At 47.8% G+C, this 15,917-nt stretch carries 15 protein-coding genes; 5 read left to right on the top strand and 10 right to left on the bottom strand.

Annotated elements, in window-relative coordinates; genetic code table 11:
- Positions 1–17: 17 nt before the first annotated feature.
- Positions 18–1,493, top strand: a complete 1,476-nt coding sequence (locus DYH48_RS21380) for a capsule assembly Wzi family protein (protein ID WP_006084734.1) — start codon at positions 18–20, stop codon at positions 1,491–1,493.
- A gap of 65 nt (positions 1,494–1,558) precedes the next feature.
- On the opposite strand, the gene DYH48_RS21375 is transcribed toward DYH48_RS21380, so the two are convergent.
- Positions 1,559–2,566 carry an NAD-dependent epimerase gene (locus tag DYH48_RS21375; protein WP_115335878.1) on the bottom strand — a complete coding sequence of 336 codons (1,008 nt, stop codon included), beginning with the start codon at positions 2,564–2,566 and terminating at the stop codon, positions 1,559–1,561.
- A 32-nt stretch (positions 2,567–2,598) separates the two neighbouring features.
- Positions 2,599–3,762: a nucleotide sugar dehydrogenase gene (locus DYH48_RS21370; protein ID WP_115335877.1), complete on the bottom strand. Its 1,164-nt coding sequence runs from the start codon at positions 3,760–3,762 to the stop codon at positions 2,599–2,601.
- Positions 3,763–3,996: 234 nt separating this feature from the next.
- Between DYH48_RS21370 and DYH48_RS21365 the strand changes: the two genes are divergently transcribed.
- Genes DYH48_RS21365 through DYH48_RS21355 form a run of 3 tightly spaced genes read left to right on the top strand, consistent with a single transcriptional unit; the run spans position 3,997 to position 7,129 of the window.
- The gene (locus DYH48_RS21365) at positions 3,997–4,728 is read left to right on the top strand and encodes a glycosyltransferase family 2 protein (RefSeq protein WP_115335876.1); all 732 of its coding nucleotides are present in this window, start codon (positions 3,997–3,999) and stop codon (positions 4,726–4,728) included.
- Between the two features lies 1 nt (position 4,729).
- A complete protein-coding gene (locus DYH48_RS21360; protein ID WP_115335875.1) occupies positions 4,730–5,395 on the top strand; it encodes a TVP38/TMEM64 family protein in 666 nt (221 codons plus the stop codon).
- Positions 5,396–5,404: 9 nt separating this feature from the next.
- Positions 5,405–7,129, top strand: a complete 1,725-nt coding sequence (locus tag DYH48_RS21355) for an ArnT family glycosyltransferase (protein ID WP_115335874.1) — start codon at positions 5,405–5,407, stop codon at positions 7,127–7,129.
- Between the two features lie 62 nt (positions 7,130–7,191).
- Here DYH48_RS21355 and mutM read toward each other — a convergent pair whose 3' ends face one another.
- The 8 genes from mutM to DYH48_RS21315 form a co-directional block, all read right to left on the bottom strand.
- Entirely contained in the window at positions 7,192–8,007 is an 816-nt protein-coding gene (gene mutM / locus DYH48_RS21350; protein ID WP_071940241.1) for a bifunctional DNA-formamidopyrimidine glycosylase/DNA-(apurinic or apyrimidinic site) lyase, read from the bottom strand.
- A 35-nt stretch (positions 8,008–8,042) separates the two neighbouring features.
- A complete protein-coding gene (locus DYH48_RS21345; RefSeq protein ID WP_006084727.1) occupies positions 8,043–8,498 on the bottom strand; it encodes a hypothetical protein in 456 nt (151 codons plus the stop codon).
- Between the two features lie 90 nt (positions 8,499–8,588).
- Complete coding sequence (gene moaA, locus DYH48_RS21340) at positions 8,589–9,572, bottom strand: GTP 3',8-cyclase MoaA (protein ID WP_006084726.1); 984 nt, start codon at positions 9,570–9,572, stop codon at positions 8,589–8,591.
- A 16-nt stretch (positions 9,573–9,588) separates the two neighbouring features.
- Positions 9,589–11,400, bottom strand: a complete 1,812-nt coding sequence (locus DYH48_RS21335) for a bifunctional molybdopterin-guanine dinucleotide biosynthesis adaptor protein MobB/molybdopterin molybdotransferase MoeA (protein ID WP_115335873.1) — start codon at positions 11,398–11,400, stop codon at positions 9,589–9,591.
- 33 nt (positions 11,401–11,433) lie between these two features.
- Complete coding sequence (gene mobA / locus DYH48_RS21330) at positions 11,434–12,024, bottom strand: molybdenum cofactor guanylyltransferase MobA (RefSeq protein ID WP_071940244.1); 591 nt, start codon at positions 12,022–12,024, stop codon at positions 11,434–11,436.
- Complete coding sequence (locus DYH48_RS21325) at positions 12,008–12,718, bottom strand: ABC transporter ATP-binding protein (protein WP_115335872.1); 711 nt, start codon at positions 12,716–12,718, stop codon at positions 12,008–12,010. Before DYH48_RS21325 ends, mobA begins: the two co-directional genes overlap by 17 nt.
- Before the next feature lie 3 nt (positions 12,719–12,721).
- A complete protein-coding gene (locus tag DYH48_RS21320) occupies positions 12,722–13,429 on the bottom strand; it encodes an ABC transporter permease (protein ID WP_006079398.1) in 708 nt (235 codons plus the stop codon).
- Positions 13,426–14,250 carry an ABC transporter substrate-binding protein gene (locus tag DYH48_RS21315; protein WP_006079399.1) on the bottom strand — a complete coding sequence of 275 codons (825 nt, stop codon included), beginning with the start codon at positions 14,248–14,250 and terminating at the stop codon, positions 13,426–13,428. The genes DYH48_RS21320 and DYH48_RS21315 overlap by 4 nt, the downstream gene beginning before the upstream one ends.
- A gap of 284 nt (positions 14,251–14,534) precedes the next feature.
- Here DYH48_RS21315 and DYH48_RS21310 point away from each other — a divergent pair, with 284 nt between their 5' ends.
- Positions 14,535–15,917, top strand: a complete 1,383-nt coding sequence (locus tag DYH48_RS21310) for a sigma-54-dependent transcriptional regulator (RefSeq protein WP_115335871.1) — start codon at positions 14,535–14,537, stop codon at positions 15,915–15,917.

The following is a 15,917-nucleotide window of genomic DNA, read 5'->3' as shown; positions in this document are numbered from 1 at the left end:
ATACTTAAAAGGATGTTATGAAGGCTTTTTTAACCCCCACGATCCTTGCTACTAGCATTGCCTCTGGCCTATTTTTTTCTTCAATACTTGCCGCTGCACCTTGGGTTGATGCCTCTGATATTTATCTTAGAGCGGATATTCAAGCGTTGGCCGATGCGGGAGTGATCACTGTTCCTGTGAATACTTACCCCTTGATGTGGTCAGGAATTGGCGGTGATCTAGCGAAAGTTGAGCCTGAACTGCTGTCGCCTTTTTTAGTACAAGCTTATGCTCGGGTTAACTTTTATTATCAAAGTGCCGTCGATAATCGCGGTAATGCGCGGATAAAAGTGTCGGCAGCGTCTGATCCTGCTCGCTTTCAACATTATGGTTCCGACTATCGCGAAAAAGGAGAAGTGCTGGGGTCTTACGAATATTTAGGGTCACGTGTTGCCTATAAGGCGACGGTGGCAGAAACCTATGATCCGCAAGATAATAAAAATTTTCGCCTCGATGAGTCATATTTTGCCATCATTTTAGGTAATTGGATTGCGACCTTAGGTTCGGTTGAACAGTGGTGGGGGCCTGGATTTGACTCTGCATTGCACCGTTCTAATAACGCTCGCCCTATGCAGTCGCTAACGCTGAGCCGCAATAATGCCGCAGCCTTTGAAACGCCTTGGTTATCTTGGATTGGTCCTTGGACATTTAAAACCGGATTTAGCTTAACGGAAGTTGATCGTGCTGTGCCTAAAACGGCTGAGTGGGATATGCGCTTAAGTGCAAGACCGATTAAGCAGCTAGAAGTGGGTCTGTCGTGGTCGACATTGTTTTGCGGAGAGGGCCAAGATTGTAACTTCAACTTTTGGTGGGATTCGGTTGCCAGCAACTCAGTTTGCCTCGATGGTACAAGTGATTGCGCGCCAGAAGAGCGCCGCGATGCAGGCCATAGAACCCAAAGTATCGATATGCGCTATACCAGCTCATGGCAGGATATTCCTGTGGGATTATATCTCGAACATAGTTGTGAGAATGGCAGCGACTGTGGCTCACTTTGGGGGATTGATACCAATTTTGGCACATCGGGTAAGCAGTTTAAGCTGTTTATGGAATATTCAGACACCTATGTAAAATGTGATGGCGATAGTGCCAATTGCTTCTATGAAGATCCTGTCTATCTTAGTGGTTCTCGTTATTATGGCCGTGCTTTAGGCTCAACCTATGATAGCGATGCTCAAACGTTTGTGGTGGGATTAGTCGGCCAGTTTAGTAACAGCCGAGGTTTTACCTCTTTATTGCGTTATGCGAAGTTGAATAAAGATGGCACTAATGTGGCGAGCACTTGGGCGCCACAACCACCGAAGGAAGATTTGTTGATGCTTGAGCTTTCTTACCGTATGCCTGTATGGAAAGGCATGTGGAGCTTAGGTGGAACGGTATCGAGATCGGAATTTGATGTTCAAGAAAACGATACTAATGCCACGCTCTTTAGCAGTTTTGAGTATCGCTTCTAACATTCATGATTAAAGCAAAGGCCTGCATTCTTGCAGGCCTTTTTGTTTGTCTTTTGGGCGCTAACTTATTTGTTATAGAACTGGCGATACCAGTCCACAAATTGCATGACGCCAGTGTTGATATCCACCAGTGGCTTATAGCCAACGGCATCAAATAGGTCGTTTGTGTCGGCCCATGTCGAATGCACATCGCCAGGCTGCATCGGTAGGAAGTTCTTGTTCGCTTTAATGCCTAAGGCATCTTCTAGCGCTGTAATAAAGTCGAGTAACTGCACTGGGCTACCATTGCCAATATTAAAGACGCGATATGGCGCGCTGCTGGTGGCTGGCGTGCCAGCTTCTACTGTCCAGTCCGTATTTGGGCGAGGTGGTTTGGCTTGTACCCGAATGATTCCCTCAACAATATCATCAATATAGGTAAAGTCTCGACTGAGGTCGCCATGGTTATACACATCGATCACTTCACCTGCGAGTATGGCTTTGGTGAATTTAAATAAAGCCATATCGGGACGGCCCCAAGGGCCGTAGACGGTAAAAAAGCGCAGACCTGTCGTCGGTAATTGATATAAATGTGAGTAAGTGTGCGACATCAACTCGTTGGCTTTCTTCGTGGCGGCATAGAGCGAAATGGGATGATCTATGCTGTCTTCAGTGGAGAAGGGCATTTTCTGATTTAATCCATATACAGACGAAGATGAGGCATACACGAGATGCTCAATTTTATGGTGGCGACACCCTTCTAAAATAGTGAGATGGCCAATTAAATTACTGTCGGCATAGGCTAACGGATTGTCGAGCGAGTAACGTACGCCAGCTTGAGCCGCAAGATGGATAACACGTTGGAATGCATGCCGCGCAAAAAGCGCAGCAATACCTTCTCTGTCTGCAAGATCGAGTTGAATAAAATAGAAATTATCTAAAGTTTGTAAAAGGTCTAAACGTGCCAATTTGAGATTGACGTCGTAATAGTCATTGAGGTTATCAATGCCGATAACTTCATGGCCAAGCAAGCAAAGGCGTTCACTGACTTTGGCGCCGATAAAACCCGCGGAGCCTGTGACTAAGTATTTCATTTAGAACCTTTATTATTGGATTAGAAAGTATATTAATCGTGGTGAAATAGATCTCGGGTATAGACTTTGTTTGCAACATCATTGAGTTCATCAACCATACGGTTGGAGACGATCACATCGCACATTGACTTAAATTCAGTTAAGTCTCTCATCACGCGAGATTTGAAAAAATAATCTTCCTTAAGCACAGGCTCAAACACGACGACTTCAATGCCTTTCGCTTTAATGCGCTTCATCACACCTTGCACTGCTGAGGCGCGGAAATTGTCTGAATCGGCTTTCATGATCAAACGATAAATTCCTACACATTTTGGCTGCTTACGGATAATTGCGTCGGCGATAAAGTCTTTGCGTGTGGTGTTTGAGTCGACAATGGCACTGATTAAATTGTTTGGGACATCATTGTAGTTAGCCAGTAATTGCTTAGTGTCTTTCGGAAGACAGTACCCGCCATAGCCAAAAGAAGGATTGTTGTAATAATCACCAATACGCGGATCGAGGCTAACCCCCTCAATAATCTGGCGAGTATTTAATCCTCGACTCTCTGCATAGGTATCGAGCTCGTTAAAGTAGGCTACCCGCATGGCGAGAAATGTATTAGCAAATAACTTAATCGCTTCGGCTTCGGTGCTATCGGTCAGCAAAATAGGAATATCTTGCTTGATTGCCGCCTTAGCTAAAAGGTCAGCAAAGACTTGGGCACGCGCCGAGCGTTCACCGACTACAATCCGTGAGGGATAAAGGTTGTCATACAAGGCTTTCCCTTCGCGTAAAAACTCTGGAGAAAAGAGTATGTTGTCGCTCTTAAACTTGTGCCTTAATGCAGCGGTATAGCCGACGGGTACAGTCGATTTGATGATAATAGTCGTATCAGGATTAACTGCGAGTACATCACGAATGACGCTTTCAACCGAATGGGTATTAAAATAATTAGTCTGAGGATCGTAGTCTGTTGGAGTCGCAATAATCACAAAGTCAGCCGATTGAAAGGCTACATTTTCCGTTGTCGCAGTTAAATTCAACGGTTTGTTTTGCAGGTAATCTTCGATTAATTCATCGACCACAGTGGATTTACGCTCGTTAACTTGCTTTACCCGCTCAGGAACTAAATCAATTGCGGTGACTCGATTTTGCTGCGCCAATAAGACGGCATTTGACAGGCCCACATAGCCCATCCCCACAACAACAATATCCATAGATTATTTTAAGGTTATGCGTTCTGCTTAATAAACTAACACTTATTTTATCGATAAATATGTCCATACTATGAAATCCACAGTTCCAAATTAAGTGCTGTTTCTTTATTGTTTGGCCAGTTTATAATTCTGAATTAGTGTTTTTTTTGCCAATCATCCCTATTTTTCCAGATTTTAATTTTGCAATAATTATGTGGTACCGTATTTTTTGTCATAAAGTTGTGGAGCGTTGAATTGATCTCTATTGTGATCCCCGCTAAAGATGAGGTGGGCAATATTGGCCCCCTGATCGAAGAGATATGCCAAGCCCTCCAAGGTTTGACTGAGTTTGAAATCCTTGTCGTCGATGATGGCAGTCAAGATGATACCTTTGGTGAAGTGATGCGTACCGCAGCTGAACAGCAATGTGATGCGAAAGCGATTCGCCATGAGCGTAGCACAGGGCAGAGTACCGCCATTTCGACTGGCGTTTTACATGCGCGCGGCAAATATATTGTGACCTTAGATGCCGATGGTCAAAATGATCCCGCCGATATTCCTGCCATGTTTGCCCAGTTGCCTCAGATCCAAGCCGAGCACTTCTGTATTGCGGGCTACCGTAAAAATCGTAAAGACACGGCCTGGAAGCGATTCCAGTCTCGCTTTGCGAATAAGGTTCGCGATGCGCTTCTGCACGATGGCGTGCCTGATACGGGCTGCGGCCTTAAGTTAATTCCCCGTGAAACCTTCCTTCGCTTGCCCTATTTCGACCATATGCACAGGTATATTCCTGCTTTAGTGCGTCGTATGGGTGGTGAGATTTTTATTTCGGTGGTGAATCATAGGGATCGTCAAGTGGGTATCTCTAAGTACACAGCTTGGAATCGCGTCTGGGTTGGTATCGTCGATATTGTGGGGGTGATCTGGCTAGGTCGTAGAGCTAAAGTTGCCAAGGTTGCACGCAGTGAATCGAACTGGCGCGACTAAAATGAAGCGATTCTATAAGGCGATATTTATCGTCTGTATTTTGTTGGTGTTGATGCTTGCCGCCCAACAGGGATTATTCGAGCACGTTACCGATAGCAACTGGGTCGCGCATTTTATTGCTGATAAAGGCAGGTTTGCATTTTTAGTGTTGTTAGCTATTGGTGCCTTGTTTACCGCTGTGGGTGGTCCAAGACAAGTCATCGCCTTTGTTTTTGGTTTTGCTTTGGGTGGCATCTATGGTGGGTTGTTTTCGACCCTAGCTGCCTTACTGGGCTGTGTACTGGCCTTTTATGTGGCGAGATTAACTATCCGCAGCAGTTTACAGCGCCGCTTTGGCCGTAGGTTGCAAAAATTTGAAGCTCTTATCAGCGACAAAACCTGGTTGAAAGTGCTGATGATACGCTTACTGCCCGTCGGCAGTAATTTACTCACCAATCTATTTGCTGGTGCAACTCATGTTCCTGCGCGTGGCTTTATGCTGGGCAGCGTATTAGGCTATTTACCGCAGATGTTGATTTTTAGCTTTGCGGGCGCGGGTATAGGTTTATCGGATCATCATCAGCTAGGGATTAGTATCGGATTATTTATCCTATCAAGCGTGATTGGCGCGTATTTGTACCGTTCAAGCCTGCGTAAACAGGTCGATGAATTGGAAATCGAAGCATAAGGATTCAGGATGGAAGCTCTTAGTCGCCGTTTCAATAGTCAGGATTACTACCAAGTACTCTGGCCTTTGCTCTTGATAAGCTTGCTGATTTTGCTGGTGGGAGTGGGATTTCGATCCCCTTGGCCTGCAGATGAGCCGCGGTTTGTGGAAGTCGCACGGGAAATGGTGTCTTCGGGACAATGGTTATTTCCTACCCGTGGCGGCGAGTACTACCCTGATAAACCCCCGGTATTCATGTGGGCTATCGCGCTATTTTACCAGCTGACGGGTTCCCTTAAGCTCGCTTTCCTCCTCCCTAACGCCTTGTGCGGCCTGCTGACTGTGTTCCTGGTTTACGATCTTGGCGCCAGATTGTGGAATGTACGTGTTGGCCGAAATGCCGCGCTGTTACTGTTAATTGTGCCGCAGTTTTTAATGCAGGCTAAAAATGCCCAGATCGATGCTATGGTGATGTGTTGGATTACTGTGGGATGCTACGGCTTGATCCGCCACTTTATGCTCGGTCCCCATTGGCGTTGGTATTTTGTTGGCTGGGGATTTATGGGGCTAGGGGTGATCACTAAGGGCGTCGGCTTTTTGCCTTTATTAATGCTGATCCCTATTGGTATTTATGCCGTTAAAGACAAAAGCCGTTTTCAAGGTCGTTTAACTTGGTTATGTCTTGCTGGGCCTTTGGCTATGCTTGCCGTGATTGCCTGCTGGTTGGTGCCCATGGTGCTGACAGTGCAAGCCCATGGCACGCCTGAACTTGTTGCTTATCAAAATAACATCTTGTTTAAGCAAACCGGTGAGCGTTATGTCAACGCTTGGCATCATATTAAGCCTTGGTATTTCTTTGTCTTAAGTGTCATTCCTTGGATGTGGTTCCCTATTTCGCTGCTGGTGGTTGCTTACTGGAAACAATGGGTGCAGAAGGTGAAGGCCGATCCTATTATTGCAATTCTGTTGATTTGGGTGGCACTTGTGGTGCTGTTTTTCAGTATCAGTCCGGGTAAGCGTAATGTGTATATTCTGCCGGCTTTGCCTATGTTGGCGCTGGCGGCCTCAGCGGTGTTAACGGGTGTTGCGCCTAAAGTGTGGTTTGAAAAACTCGTCAGCGGATTACTGTGGTTTTTAGGTGGAGTAGTCTTGCTGGCGGGTGTGCTTGCGCTTATTCACCATCCCGCATTAGTCAAAGCCCTTGCCGACTATACTGATGATTTAACGGGTATTGGCTACCTATTTATCCTGCTTGGTCTGCTCTGGTTCCTGCTGCTTTGGCTCGCCCGTAAACAGTTTGCTCTCGTTAAGATGGGGATTGTCTCTGCCTTAGGCTGGGGGCTGATCAGTACTTGGGGGTATTCTATGCTCGATGAAATGCGCACTCCTAGAAGCTTGATGCTGCATACGGCGGAGGTGATTGGCGAGGACGCTGAGCTAGGCCTAGTGAACTTTAAAGAGCAGTTTATTTTGTTCTCTCCCATGAGTGTGACGCACTTTAGTTATCTTGCTTCGGTTGAGGAACAAGAGCGTAATGCATGGCAATGGATGCAGGAAAATAAACAACGTTATTTATTAGTGCCTAGCGGGGCTGAGCTGAGTTGTTTCGATATTAAAGGCGGTAAGAGCATGGGAATGGCCCATCGTGATGAGTGGATTTTGTTATCGGCCACTGAGCTAAAGTCGCAGTGCGAAAAGCCCAAACGTGAATATCGTTACTTTACTGATCATCCGGGGCGCTGGTTAAAAGAGTAACCAATATAAAGAATAAAATGCCTGCAATTGCAGGCATTTTTACGGCTATTAGCGAGTGATAGTTAGCGTGTCTGGCAAATGCCACAGAATACTGTGGTGCGTTGACCTAAACGGATTTCACTTAATAAGTTACCGCAGCTGGTGCAGGTTTCACCGCCGCGACCATAGACATGCAGTTTTTGGGCGAAGTAGCCCGGCTTGCCATCGGCATTGGTAAAGTCTTTCAACGTAGTGCCGCCTTGCTTAATGGCGTGGGCTAAGATTTGCTTCACTTCGGCAACTAAAACGGTCAAGCGCTCGATATCGATTTTACCTGCTTCGGCTTCTGGATGAATGCCCGCCGCAAACAGGGCTTCATTGGCGTAAATATTACCCACTCCCACCACGATATGATTATCCATCAGGCAGAGCTTGATGGCCTTTTTCTTGCCCGCTAAAGCTGCCGCTAATTGTGCGACATTAAAGGCATGGGTCAGTGGCTCTGGCCCCAGTTTGGCGAGTAATGGATGCGCTTCTTCTGGGAGTTCACACCATAGCCAAGCGCCGAATCGTCTCGGATCGTTAAAACGTAAAATGCGGCCGTTGGCGAGCACTAAGTCGATATGGTCATGCTTTTCCACTGGGGTATCGTGGGGCAAAATCCGTAAACTCCCCGACATGCCTAAATGCACTATGCTAGTGCCCGCATCAGTGTCGATTAACAGATACTTAGCACGGCGACGCACTTGGCGTATGACTTGGCCGATAATTTGTTTGGCGATGTCAGGCACTGGCCAGCGCAGCGAACCATTGCGGATCACAAGATCAACCACGGTTTGCTCGACAAGGAAGGGTGCAATACCCTGACGGGTGACTTCAACTTCTGGTAATTCCGGCATGGATTCTTTCTTATCTTAAGTAAAATGGGGCGGCATTAAGCTGCGGGTTTCGCATCGAGGATCGGTTGCAGTTTAGCTCGTAAACTCGGAGGCACTAAATACCAATTGCCTGCGGGAGACTTTAAGGCGCCTTCATTGGGGAAATAGATCCACAGCTGAGCATCGCGGATATCTGCTATCTGGATGACTAATTCTTGTGGATTATCTGTGGTTTCTGGTGCAGCCGTTAAGGGAGACACCCGTATGGTTTGCCACGCTTTAGCCCATTCATCACAGTTGAGGACTGTAGTGTCGCACTCCCATTGTGATGCTTGCTTGTGCAGCCACATCCCATTGAGTTGCAGCTGTGAAAGCGGCGCATTATCGTCAAATAGCAGCTGAGCATCACTCGGAACATTATTGGTCTTGTTATCCATAAAAGTCAGCACGGCGACCATAAAGACACAGGCGACAATAATGACGTTATTCCATTGCTTACGAGTTAAGGCCATAGAAATGTGTGACGCTAAGTATGGGGTGATGCTTCGAGTTTATCACGGCAAAATTGAGATGCTAGCCCTTAAGCGATTGAGGGGGGATGCTTAACCGCCAGTGGCGTTCATAAAACGTAGAATTTGTACCTGATTATTGCCAAAGTCGTGTTGCTTAGGCTTGAGGTTAATGCCCGCGAGAATAGCGGCTTTAAGTCTCTCAATATCTGCTGGAAATTCCCTGACTATGCTTTTGAGATCAACAGCATGCTCATTGCCCAAACACAGCAATAATTGGCCTTCGACTGTGACGCGTACTCGATTGCATTCGTGGCAGAAGTTGTGGCTGTGGGGTGAGATAAAACCGATATGGATTGGGCTGTCGGCCATAGTGTAATACCGCGCTGGGCCGCCAGTGCGTTTGCTCGATAGCTGCAGCGGATAGCGGCTTTCTATGATGGCTTTGACTTCATCACTGCTGCAATGACGGGCGCGTTTACGCTCATCTATTTCGCCAAGTGGCATTTCTTCGATAAAGGCGATATCTAAACGGCGACCACGGCAGAAATCAACTAAATCAATGACTTCATTATCGTTCTGTTGTTTTAAAATCACTGCATTAATCTTGATACGTTCAAAGCCCGCCGCAATGGCGGCATCGATACCGTCGATGACTCTGTCTAACTTGCCGTTACGTGTTAACTGGGTAAACAATGTGGGGTTTAAGGTATCTAGGCTGATATTGAGGCGCTTTAATCCTGCAGCAAACATGGGCTTAGCGAATTTTGTCAGCCTTGAACCATTGGTGGTCATGGACAAATCTGTCAGCCCAGGCAGTTTGCCAAGCAGACTCACTAGCTGATCGCAATCGGTGCGAACTAAGGGCTCGCCGCCAGTCAGGCGAATTTTAGTCACACCAAGCTCGGTAAAAGCTTGGGCAATCCAAGCTAATTCTTCGAGGTGGAGTACGTGGTCCTTTGGCAGAAAACAGGGATCTTCCGTCATGCAATAGACACAGCGAAAGTCGCAGCGGTCGGTGACCGAGAGCCGTAAATATTCGACCTTACGGCCAAAGGAATCCACCATTAGACTCATAAAAACTCACTGGATCTTAAAGCAGATCCGCAAAGGGTTGAATAAACACAGTTTCATCTGCATTCACGGCTTCTGCATCATCGCCTATGATGATGAGACAATTCCCTTTGACCATTGAACTTAACATTCCGGAACCTTGGTTACCCGTGCTGCTCACGTGTAGGCGTCCATCTTTGCCAAGTTGATAAATCCCGCGAATAAATTCGGTGCGGCCTTGGCGGCTTCGCAGTGTTTCATCACTTATTGCGGGGAATAGCTGCGCTTGCCAGTTCACTTCACCTGCCAATTTTCGCAAAGCGGGCTGCACAAATTGCTGGAAAGTAACCATTACCGCCACTGGGTTGCCCGGCAGTCCGAAGAATAAGCTATCACCGATTTTACCAAAGGCGAGTGGCCGACCCGGACGCATGCTAATCCGCCAAAAATCGATTTTGCCTAAGCGGGCAAGTACGGTTTTAATGTAATCCGCATCACCGACTGACACGCCGCCAGAGCTAATGACAACATCGGCAAGGGTGGCGGCTTTAGCCAGCGTCGCTTCGAGCGCGGTTTCAGAATCTTCGATAATGCCTAAATCGATAACATCACAACCAAGACGTTTCGCCATCGCTTTGATGGTAAAGCGGTTTGAGTCATAGATGCAGTTGGCTTTGAGTGCTTCGCCAGGTTGGCTCACTTCATCGCCGGTGGAGAACACGGCAACGGTTGGGCGGCGATAAACATTCAAACGATTGAGCCCAAGTGAAGCCAGTAAACCTTGTTCGGCGGCGCTTAGGCGAGTGGCTTTGGCGAGGGCGACTTGGCCTCGGGCGATATCTTCCCCCGCGAGGCGAACGTGTTGACCCGCCAGAATACGACCGTCGAAGCTAACATTGTCGTCGACTTCTTTCGCTAGTTCACGGGGCTGCACTGTATCGGCACCCACGGGCACAGTCGCGCCCGTCATGATTCGCACAGTTTCGCCGACGTTAAGCGTGCCCGAATATTGATGACCGGCAAGGACCTCACCCACCCGTTTTAAGGTAGCAGGCATGGGGTCTTGATAGACAAAGGCGTAGCCATCCATCGCCGAATTGGTTTGTTGCGGCACGTCGACGGGAGAAATACTGTCGCTGGCCAGTACGCGGTTATCTAAGGCATCTAAGTCAATCTCTTCGACCTCTGCCACGGGGGAGACATGGAATAGAATCTGCGCTAAACCTTGGCTGACGGTGAGGTTTTTGTTGTCGCCTATGGTGCAGGCATCCACGGCTGAAATCGGGTATTGGAGTGGCGCTTCCCAGTTTTGGGCATACTCAATGACAAAGTCGGCAATTTGGCTGACATTGTTGAGATCGAGTCGGCGCAGCTCATTTGGAAGTGCGTCGCTTGGCAACTGAGTATCATCGCAACAGGCGATGGCGAGGATATTTTCATCTTGGGTGTAGATAAAAGGTTTGCCGTGGGCGGCGCGGTGCAATTCAATTTTAGGTAAAGCGAGTTTTTTAAAGCCTTCGACGAGGACGATATCGACTTTGTCGGCTTCGATTTGCTTGAGCAAATGGACTAACTCAGGATCGCCATCGCGTGCATCTTCTGTCATCAGCGCCCAGCGCACGTGGGAGGCGACCAGCATTTGCCGCGCACCGGCTTTACGCATTTCGTAACTGTCTTTGCCGGGAATATCCACGTCGAAATTATGGTGCGCATGTTTGATCACGGCTAAGCGCAGACCACGTTGATTTAGTTCGGGGATCAATTGCTTGAGTAAGGTGGTTTTCCCCGTGCCACTGTAGGCACAAAATCCGAGAACGGGAATAGCGAGCGGATTGACGAAGGGGTTACTCATTTGCACCTCTAATTTGGGTTATTGGAGCCTTAGCTATTTGGTAATTTCCATGGCCAGTCGTTGTTTTTGTTCTGGCGTATTCACATTTACAAAGGCATTGGGCTGGTCGGCGAAAGACTCCACAACAAAGTGGTGCTTGGCATACCAAAAGTCCACTTTACGCTCACCCGCCTCAAGAAACGCTTTCATCGAGTCACGTAAGCTGGGCTTTAACAGTAAGACGACGGGTTGCTCATATTCACCGTCACTGGCGACGGCGATCTCTGCATCTTCAGCCTTAATAGCTGCCAGCATACGCGGCACAAGGTCGGTTGGCAGCAGTGGGCAGTCGCAGGGCACCACCAATAAGTAGTCTGCATCCGTTTGCCCCATTGCGGTGATCATTCCCGCCAAAGGGCCGAGGAAACCAGTATGTTCATCGCTTATCACTTTAAAACCGAACTCAGCATAACGTGTTTGGTTGCGATTTGCGTTGATCAGGATCTCCTTAACCTGAGGTTTTATTCTGTCTATTGTGTGCTTAATCATGGCTTCGCCGTTTAATTCGACGAGACCTTTATCGTCGCCGCCCATGCGACGCGCCATGCCACCGGCGAGAATAACGGCATCAATTTGCGATGACATATAAAGACTCCTGTGCTGGCAAAGATTCTGGGTGTTGATAAGAGGTCGTCACTCGTTCGCCTTCTATGTGCCACTGCTGTTCGCAGATGGAGGTTAACGCGCAATTCTGATGACTACTCAACAACATACCTGTGCCTTCGTGTTTGAGTTGTTGGATCATTTTTAATACTAGCTCTTGGGAATCCTTGTCCATATTGGAGGTTGGTTCGTCGAGCATTAACAGTTTAGGTTGTAGGATCCAAGCGCGCGCAATGGCGAGCCGCTGTCTTTCGCCGCCAGAGAGATTACTGGCTCTGGCGTGTAGCAGCGATCCTAGTTGTGCCATCTCAATCGCTTGGGTAATACGTTGTTTCGCCTTGGCTTTTGTTTCTGAACTGAAATTCAGCCCATAGGTGAGATTATATTCCACTGTGCCGTCGAACAAATAAGGATGTTGGTGCAAATAAACTGCTTTACCTAATAATGGATTGCGTCGCCACCAAGCATTTTGGGCAAAACCCACAGTCTCAATTTTGCCTTTCGTTGGCGCCATCAAGCCCGCAAGAATTTTCATCAAGGTCGATTTACCCGTGCCGTTGTCGCCTTGCAGATAAATCACATCCCCTTGGCAGAGCGCTAATGCGTCCGCTTTGAATAACAGGCGCGCACCAAAGGACATCTCTAAGTCACGGGCGATCAGTTTGACCTTAGTCATTGCTTAATGGCTCCTTGGCATGGCTTTGCCACGTAAACCACCGAGGGCAAAGTTGAGGATCAAGGCCAAGATTAGCAGCACTAGCCCGAGGGCGATAGCTTGGGCGAAGTCGCCTTTGCTGGTTTCGAGTGCGATAGCTGTGGGTATGTTACGGGTTACGTTTAAAATATTGCCGCCGACCATCATAGAACAACCCACTTCGGTCAGAATACGACTAAACGCCGCGACAATTGCCAGCAGTAAGGGCATACGTAGCTCGCGGCAGACTGTCCATACGGCGCGGCACCAAGAGGCACCTAAAGTGCGTGAGGTTTCCCATGCTCTACGGTCAACGCTAGTAAAGGCGGCTTGGCTCATCGCAATCAGTACGGGCGCGCAGATCAACATTTGCCCGAGGATCATGCCTTCTTGGGTGAATAACCATTTTAGATCGCCAAGAGGACCATTGCGGGTGAGCAGTAAATAGACCAGCAGACCGATAACCACAGTGGGGATGGATTGCAGAGTTTGAACTAAGTTAGTGACTATCCATTTGCCGCGAAATGGCGCAAACGCCAGCACAAAGCCGAGTACCATAGAAGGCACCAGCGTGATGAGCAGCGCCGCGAAAGATACCGAAAACGAGATCGAAATGATGGACCAAACGTCGGGGTCTAAAGAAAACAGCAGGCTTAACGCCTGCTGTAATAGTGCTAGCCAGCCGTCGCTCATTCGCTATAAGTTGCCTTGAACAATTGCTCGCCATCAACTTTGAAGTTATTGATCATGCTTTGACCTTCTTTGCTGATCAACCAGTCACTGAACGCTTTAGCGCCTTTGTGGTTTAGATCTGGGTACTTAGCAGAGTTGATCAGGATAACTTGGTATGGGTTGGCTAAGGTTTTGCCGCCATCGAAATCAACACCAAGATCTAGCTTAGTTTTGTAAGCTACAAAAGTACCACGGTCAGACAGAGTGTAACCTTGCATTTCGTTTGCCATTAGCAGGGTTTTACCCATGCCTTGGCCTACTGAAGTGTAACCTTTGAAATCGGGTGTCACACTTGCCGCTTTCCATACTTCTAACTCTTTGATGTGAGTGCCTGAATTGTCACCACGAGAGATAAAAGGTACGCCTGATTTGGCTATTTTAGCGAAAGCTTCTTCGGCATTTTTGCTGTCACGGATTTTTGCTGGGTCATTTTTAGGGCCCAGTACCACGAAATCATTTTCCATGATGCCACGGGGCTCAACACCAAAACCGTCGGCGACGAATTTAGCTTCGGCACTTGGCGCATGAGTCATAACTAAATCCACGTCACCTTGCTCACCCAGTTTCAGGGCTTTACCTGTACCAGTGGCGATAACTTGAACCTTGTAGCCAGATTCACTTTCAAACTTAGGTAACAGTTCTTTTAATAGGCCTGAGTTTTCAGTGCTGGTGGTAGTAGCTAATTTGATAACTTCAGTCGAGTGAGCGGGTAAAACGGTGAACATACTGGCTGCAACAACTAGGCCCAGTAGTGACTTAATATGAGATTTCATGTTTAGCATGGGTACTCCTTGGCGAAAAATAGGATTCCAACTCAAATGCCTACTGAGTGGAAGGTCTCGTAAATTGTAATACGTTCGGTTGAAAGCAAATTAGATGCCAAGCTGAGAATGCGGTCATTTTCTTCACAGCTTAACCTAATTTGTGAGCTTGATCCCAAGCTTAACAAATACTCTACAGACAAATTGTCTCAGCACCTACTTCCTGTGGTTCATAGTGACCTATTCATCTATTTTCAGTGCTAGAATTGGTCGCAAATGAGTCAAAATGTCCAGAAGCAGACAATATGAGCCAGATAGATAATAACCTCAAGCCTCTTCCATCGGCAGTATCGGTACTGATTGTTGATGATGAACCCGGAATGCGCAGTTTTTTAAATAAGGCACTCTCGAAGAAATTCGCCTTAGTCGAAACAGCGGGCAGTATCGAAGATGCGGAGCAGCTACGTAGCCGCTGCCATTTCGATTTGCTGATCGTCGACATTCGCTTGCCAGGCCGCTCAGGTATCGAATGGCATGAAGCGCTAGATGAGCAGGGTCGTCGTTCGGACATCATTTTTATGACCGGCTATGCCGACATGGAAGTGGCGATTACTGCGCTGCGCGCGGGTGCATCTGACTTCATCATGAAACCTTTCCACCTTGAGCAGATGATGACAGCGGTCGATCGTTGTATCGAACGCCGCCTGCTCAAACGCGAAAACTTGATGCTGCGCCGTGAGGTTTCAATTGGTTACTCATCGACCATTATTGGCAGCAGTGAGGCCATGAAGTCGGTGAAACACATTATCGAACGTGTGGCGCCGACCAATGCGGTTGTGCTGATCCAAGGTGAGTCTGGCACGGGTAAGGAATTAGTTGCACGCCAACTACATTTACTCAGTGGACGTCAGGGACCTTTTGTCCCAGTTAACTGTGGCTCTATCGCCCCTGAATTACTCGAAAGTGAACTGTTTGGTCATACCGCAGGTGCATTTACGGGCGCCAAAGGTAATCGTGAAGGTTTATTCAGTTTTGCCTCGGGCGGGACGATTTTCCTCGATGAAATTGGCGAAATGCCACTGAAAATGCAAACGGCATTGCTCAGAGTATTAGAGCAAAAAGCGATTCGCCCAGTGGGCAGCGAGAAAGAAGTGAACATCGATGTGCGAGTGATCGCGGCCACCAACCGCACTCTGATTGATGAAGTGGATGCGGGGAATTTCCGCCGTGACTTATATTATCGACTGAATGTGCTCGATATTTTAATCCCACCATTACGTGACAGACCCGAAGATGTGGTCGAGTTAACCCATCACTTCACCCGTCAACTCGCCGCCGAATTAGGGGTTAGAGAAATAGTGTGGAGCCATGAGGACATGGTGAAGTTGCAACAACACGAGTGGCCGGGCAATATTCGTGAGCTGCGCAATATGATTGAGCGCTGTATTTTGCTGGGCAAGCCGCCTGCGGAATATTGGAAACAACAGCTGAAGAGTGAGTCTTTATCGACATCGGGTTATCCATTGGATTGGCCATTAAAAGAAGTCGAAAAACACCATGTGACCAGCGTTGTGGACTTACATTCTGGCAATAAGTCTGCCGCGGCGAGGGATTTAGGCGTTTCGCGTAAGACCTTAGATCGTAAGTATAAAGAGTGGTTTGATTTCAGCGGCGATCAGGAGTCATAG

The organism is Shewanella baltica (assembly GCF_900456975.1).
GTDB lineage: Bacteria > Pseudomonadota > Gammaproteobacteria > Enterobacterales > Shewanellaceae > Shewanella > Shewanella baltica.
Note: the sequence above shows the minus strand (reverse complement) of the source record. Positions and strands in the feature narration are given on the sequence as shown.

Coding starts and splice junctions, on each gene's coding strand:
- DYH48_RS21380 (WP_006084734.1), top strand. CDS start 18: ATGAAGGCTTTTTTAACCCCCACGATCCTTGCTACTAGCATTGCCTCT.
- DYH48_RS21375 (WP_115335878.1), bottom strand. CDS start 2,566: ATGAAATACTTAGTCACAGGCTCCGCGGGTTTTATCGGCGCCAAAGTC.
- DYH48_RS21370 (WP_115335877.1), bottom strand. CDS start 3,762: ATGGATATTGTTGTTGTGGGGATGGGCTATGTGGGCCTGTCAAATGCC.
- DYH48_RS21360 (WP_115335875.1), top strand. CDS start 4,730: ATGAAGCGATTCTATAAGGCGATATTTATCGTCTGTATTTTGTTGGTG.
- DYH48_RS21355 (WP_115335874.1), top strand. CDS start 5,405: ATGGAAGCTCTTAGTCGCCGTTTCAATAGTCAGGATTACTACCAAGTA.
- mutM (WP_071940241.1), bottom strand. CDS start 8,007: ATGCCGGAATTACCAGAAGTTGAAGTCACCCGTCAGGGTATTGCACCC.
- DYH48_RS21345 (WP_006084727.1), bottom strand. CDS start 8,498: ATGGCCTTAACTCGTAAGCAATGGAATAACGTCATTATTGTCGCCTGT.
- moaA (WP_006084726.1), bottom strand. CDS start 9,572: ATGAGTCTAATGGTGGATTCCTTTGGCCGTAAGGTCGAATATTTACGG.
- DYH48_RS21335 (WP_115335873.1), bottom strand. CDS start 11,400: ATGAGTAACCCCTTCGTCAATCCGCTCGCTATTCCCGTTCTCGGATTT.
- mobA (WP_071940244.1), bottom strand. CDS start 12,024: ATGTCATCGCAAATTGATGCCGTTATTCTCGCCGGTGGCATGGCGCGT.
- DYH48_RS21325 (WP_115335872.1), bottom strand. CDS start 12,718: ATGACTAAGGTCAAACTGATCGCCCGTGACTTAGAGATGTCCTTTGGT.
- DYH48_RS21320 (WP_006079398.1), bottom strand. CDS start 13,429: ATGAGCGACGGCTGGCTAGCACTATTACAGCAGGCGTTAAGCCTGCTG.
- DYH48_RS21315 (WP_006079399.1), bottom strand. CDS start 14,250: ATGCTAAACATGAAATCTCATATTAAGTCACTACTGGGCCTAGTTGTT.
- DYH48_RS21310 (WP_115335871.1), top strand. CDS start 14,535: ATGAGCCAGATAGATAATAACCTCAAGCCTCTTCCATCGGCAGTATCG.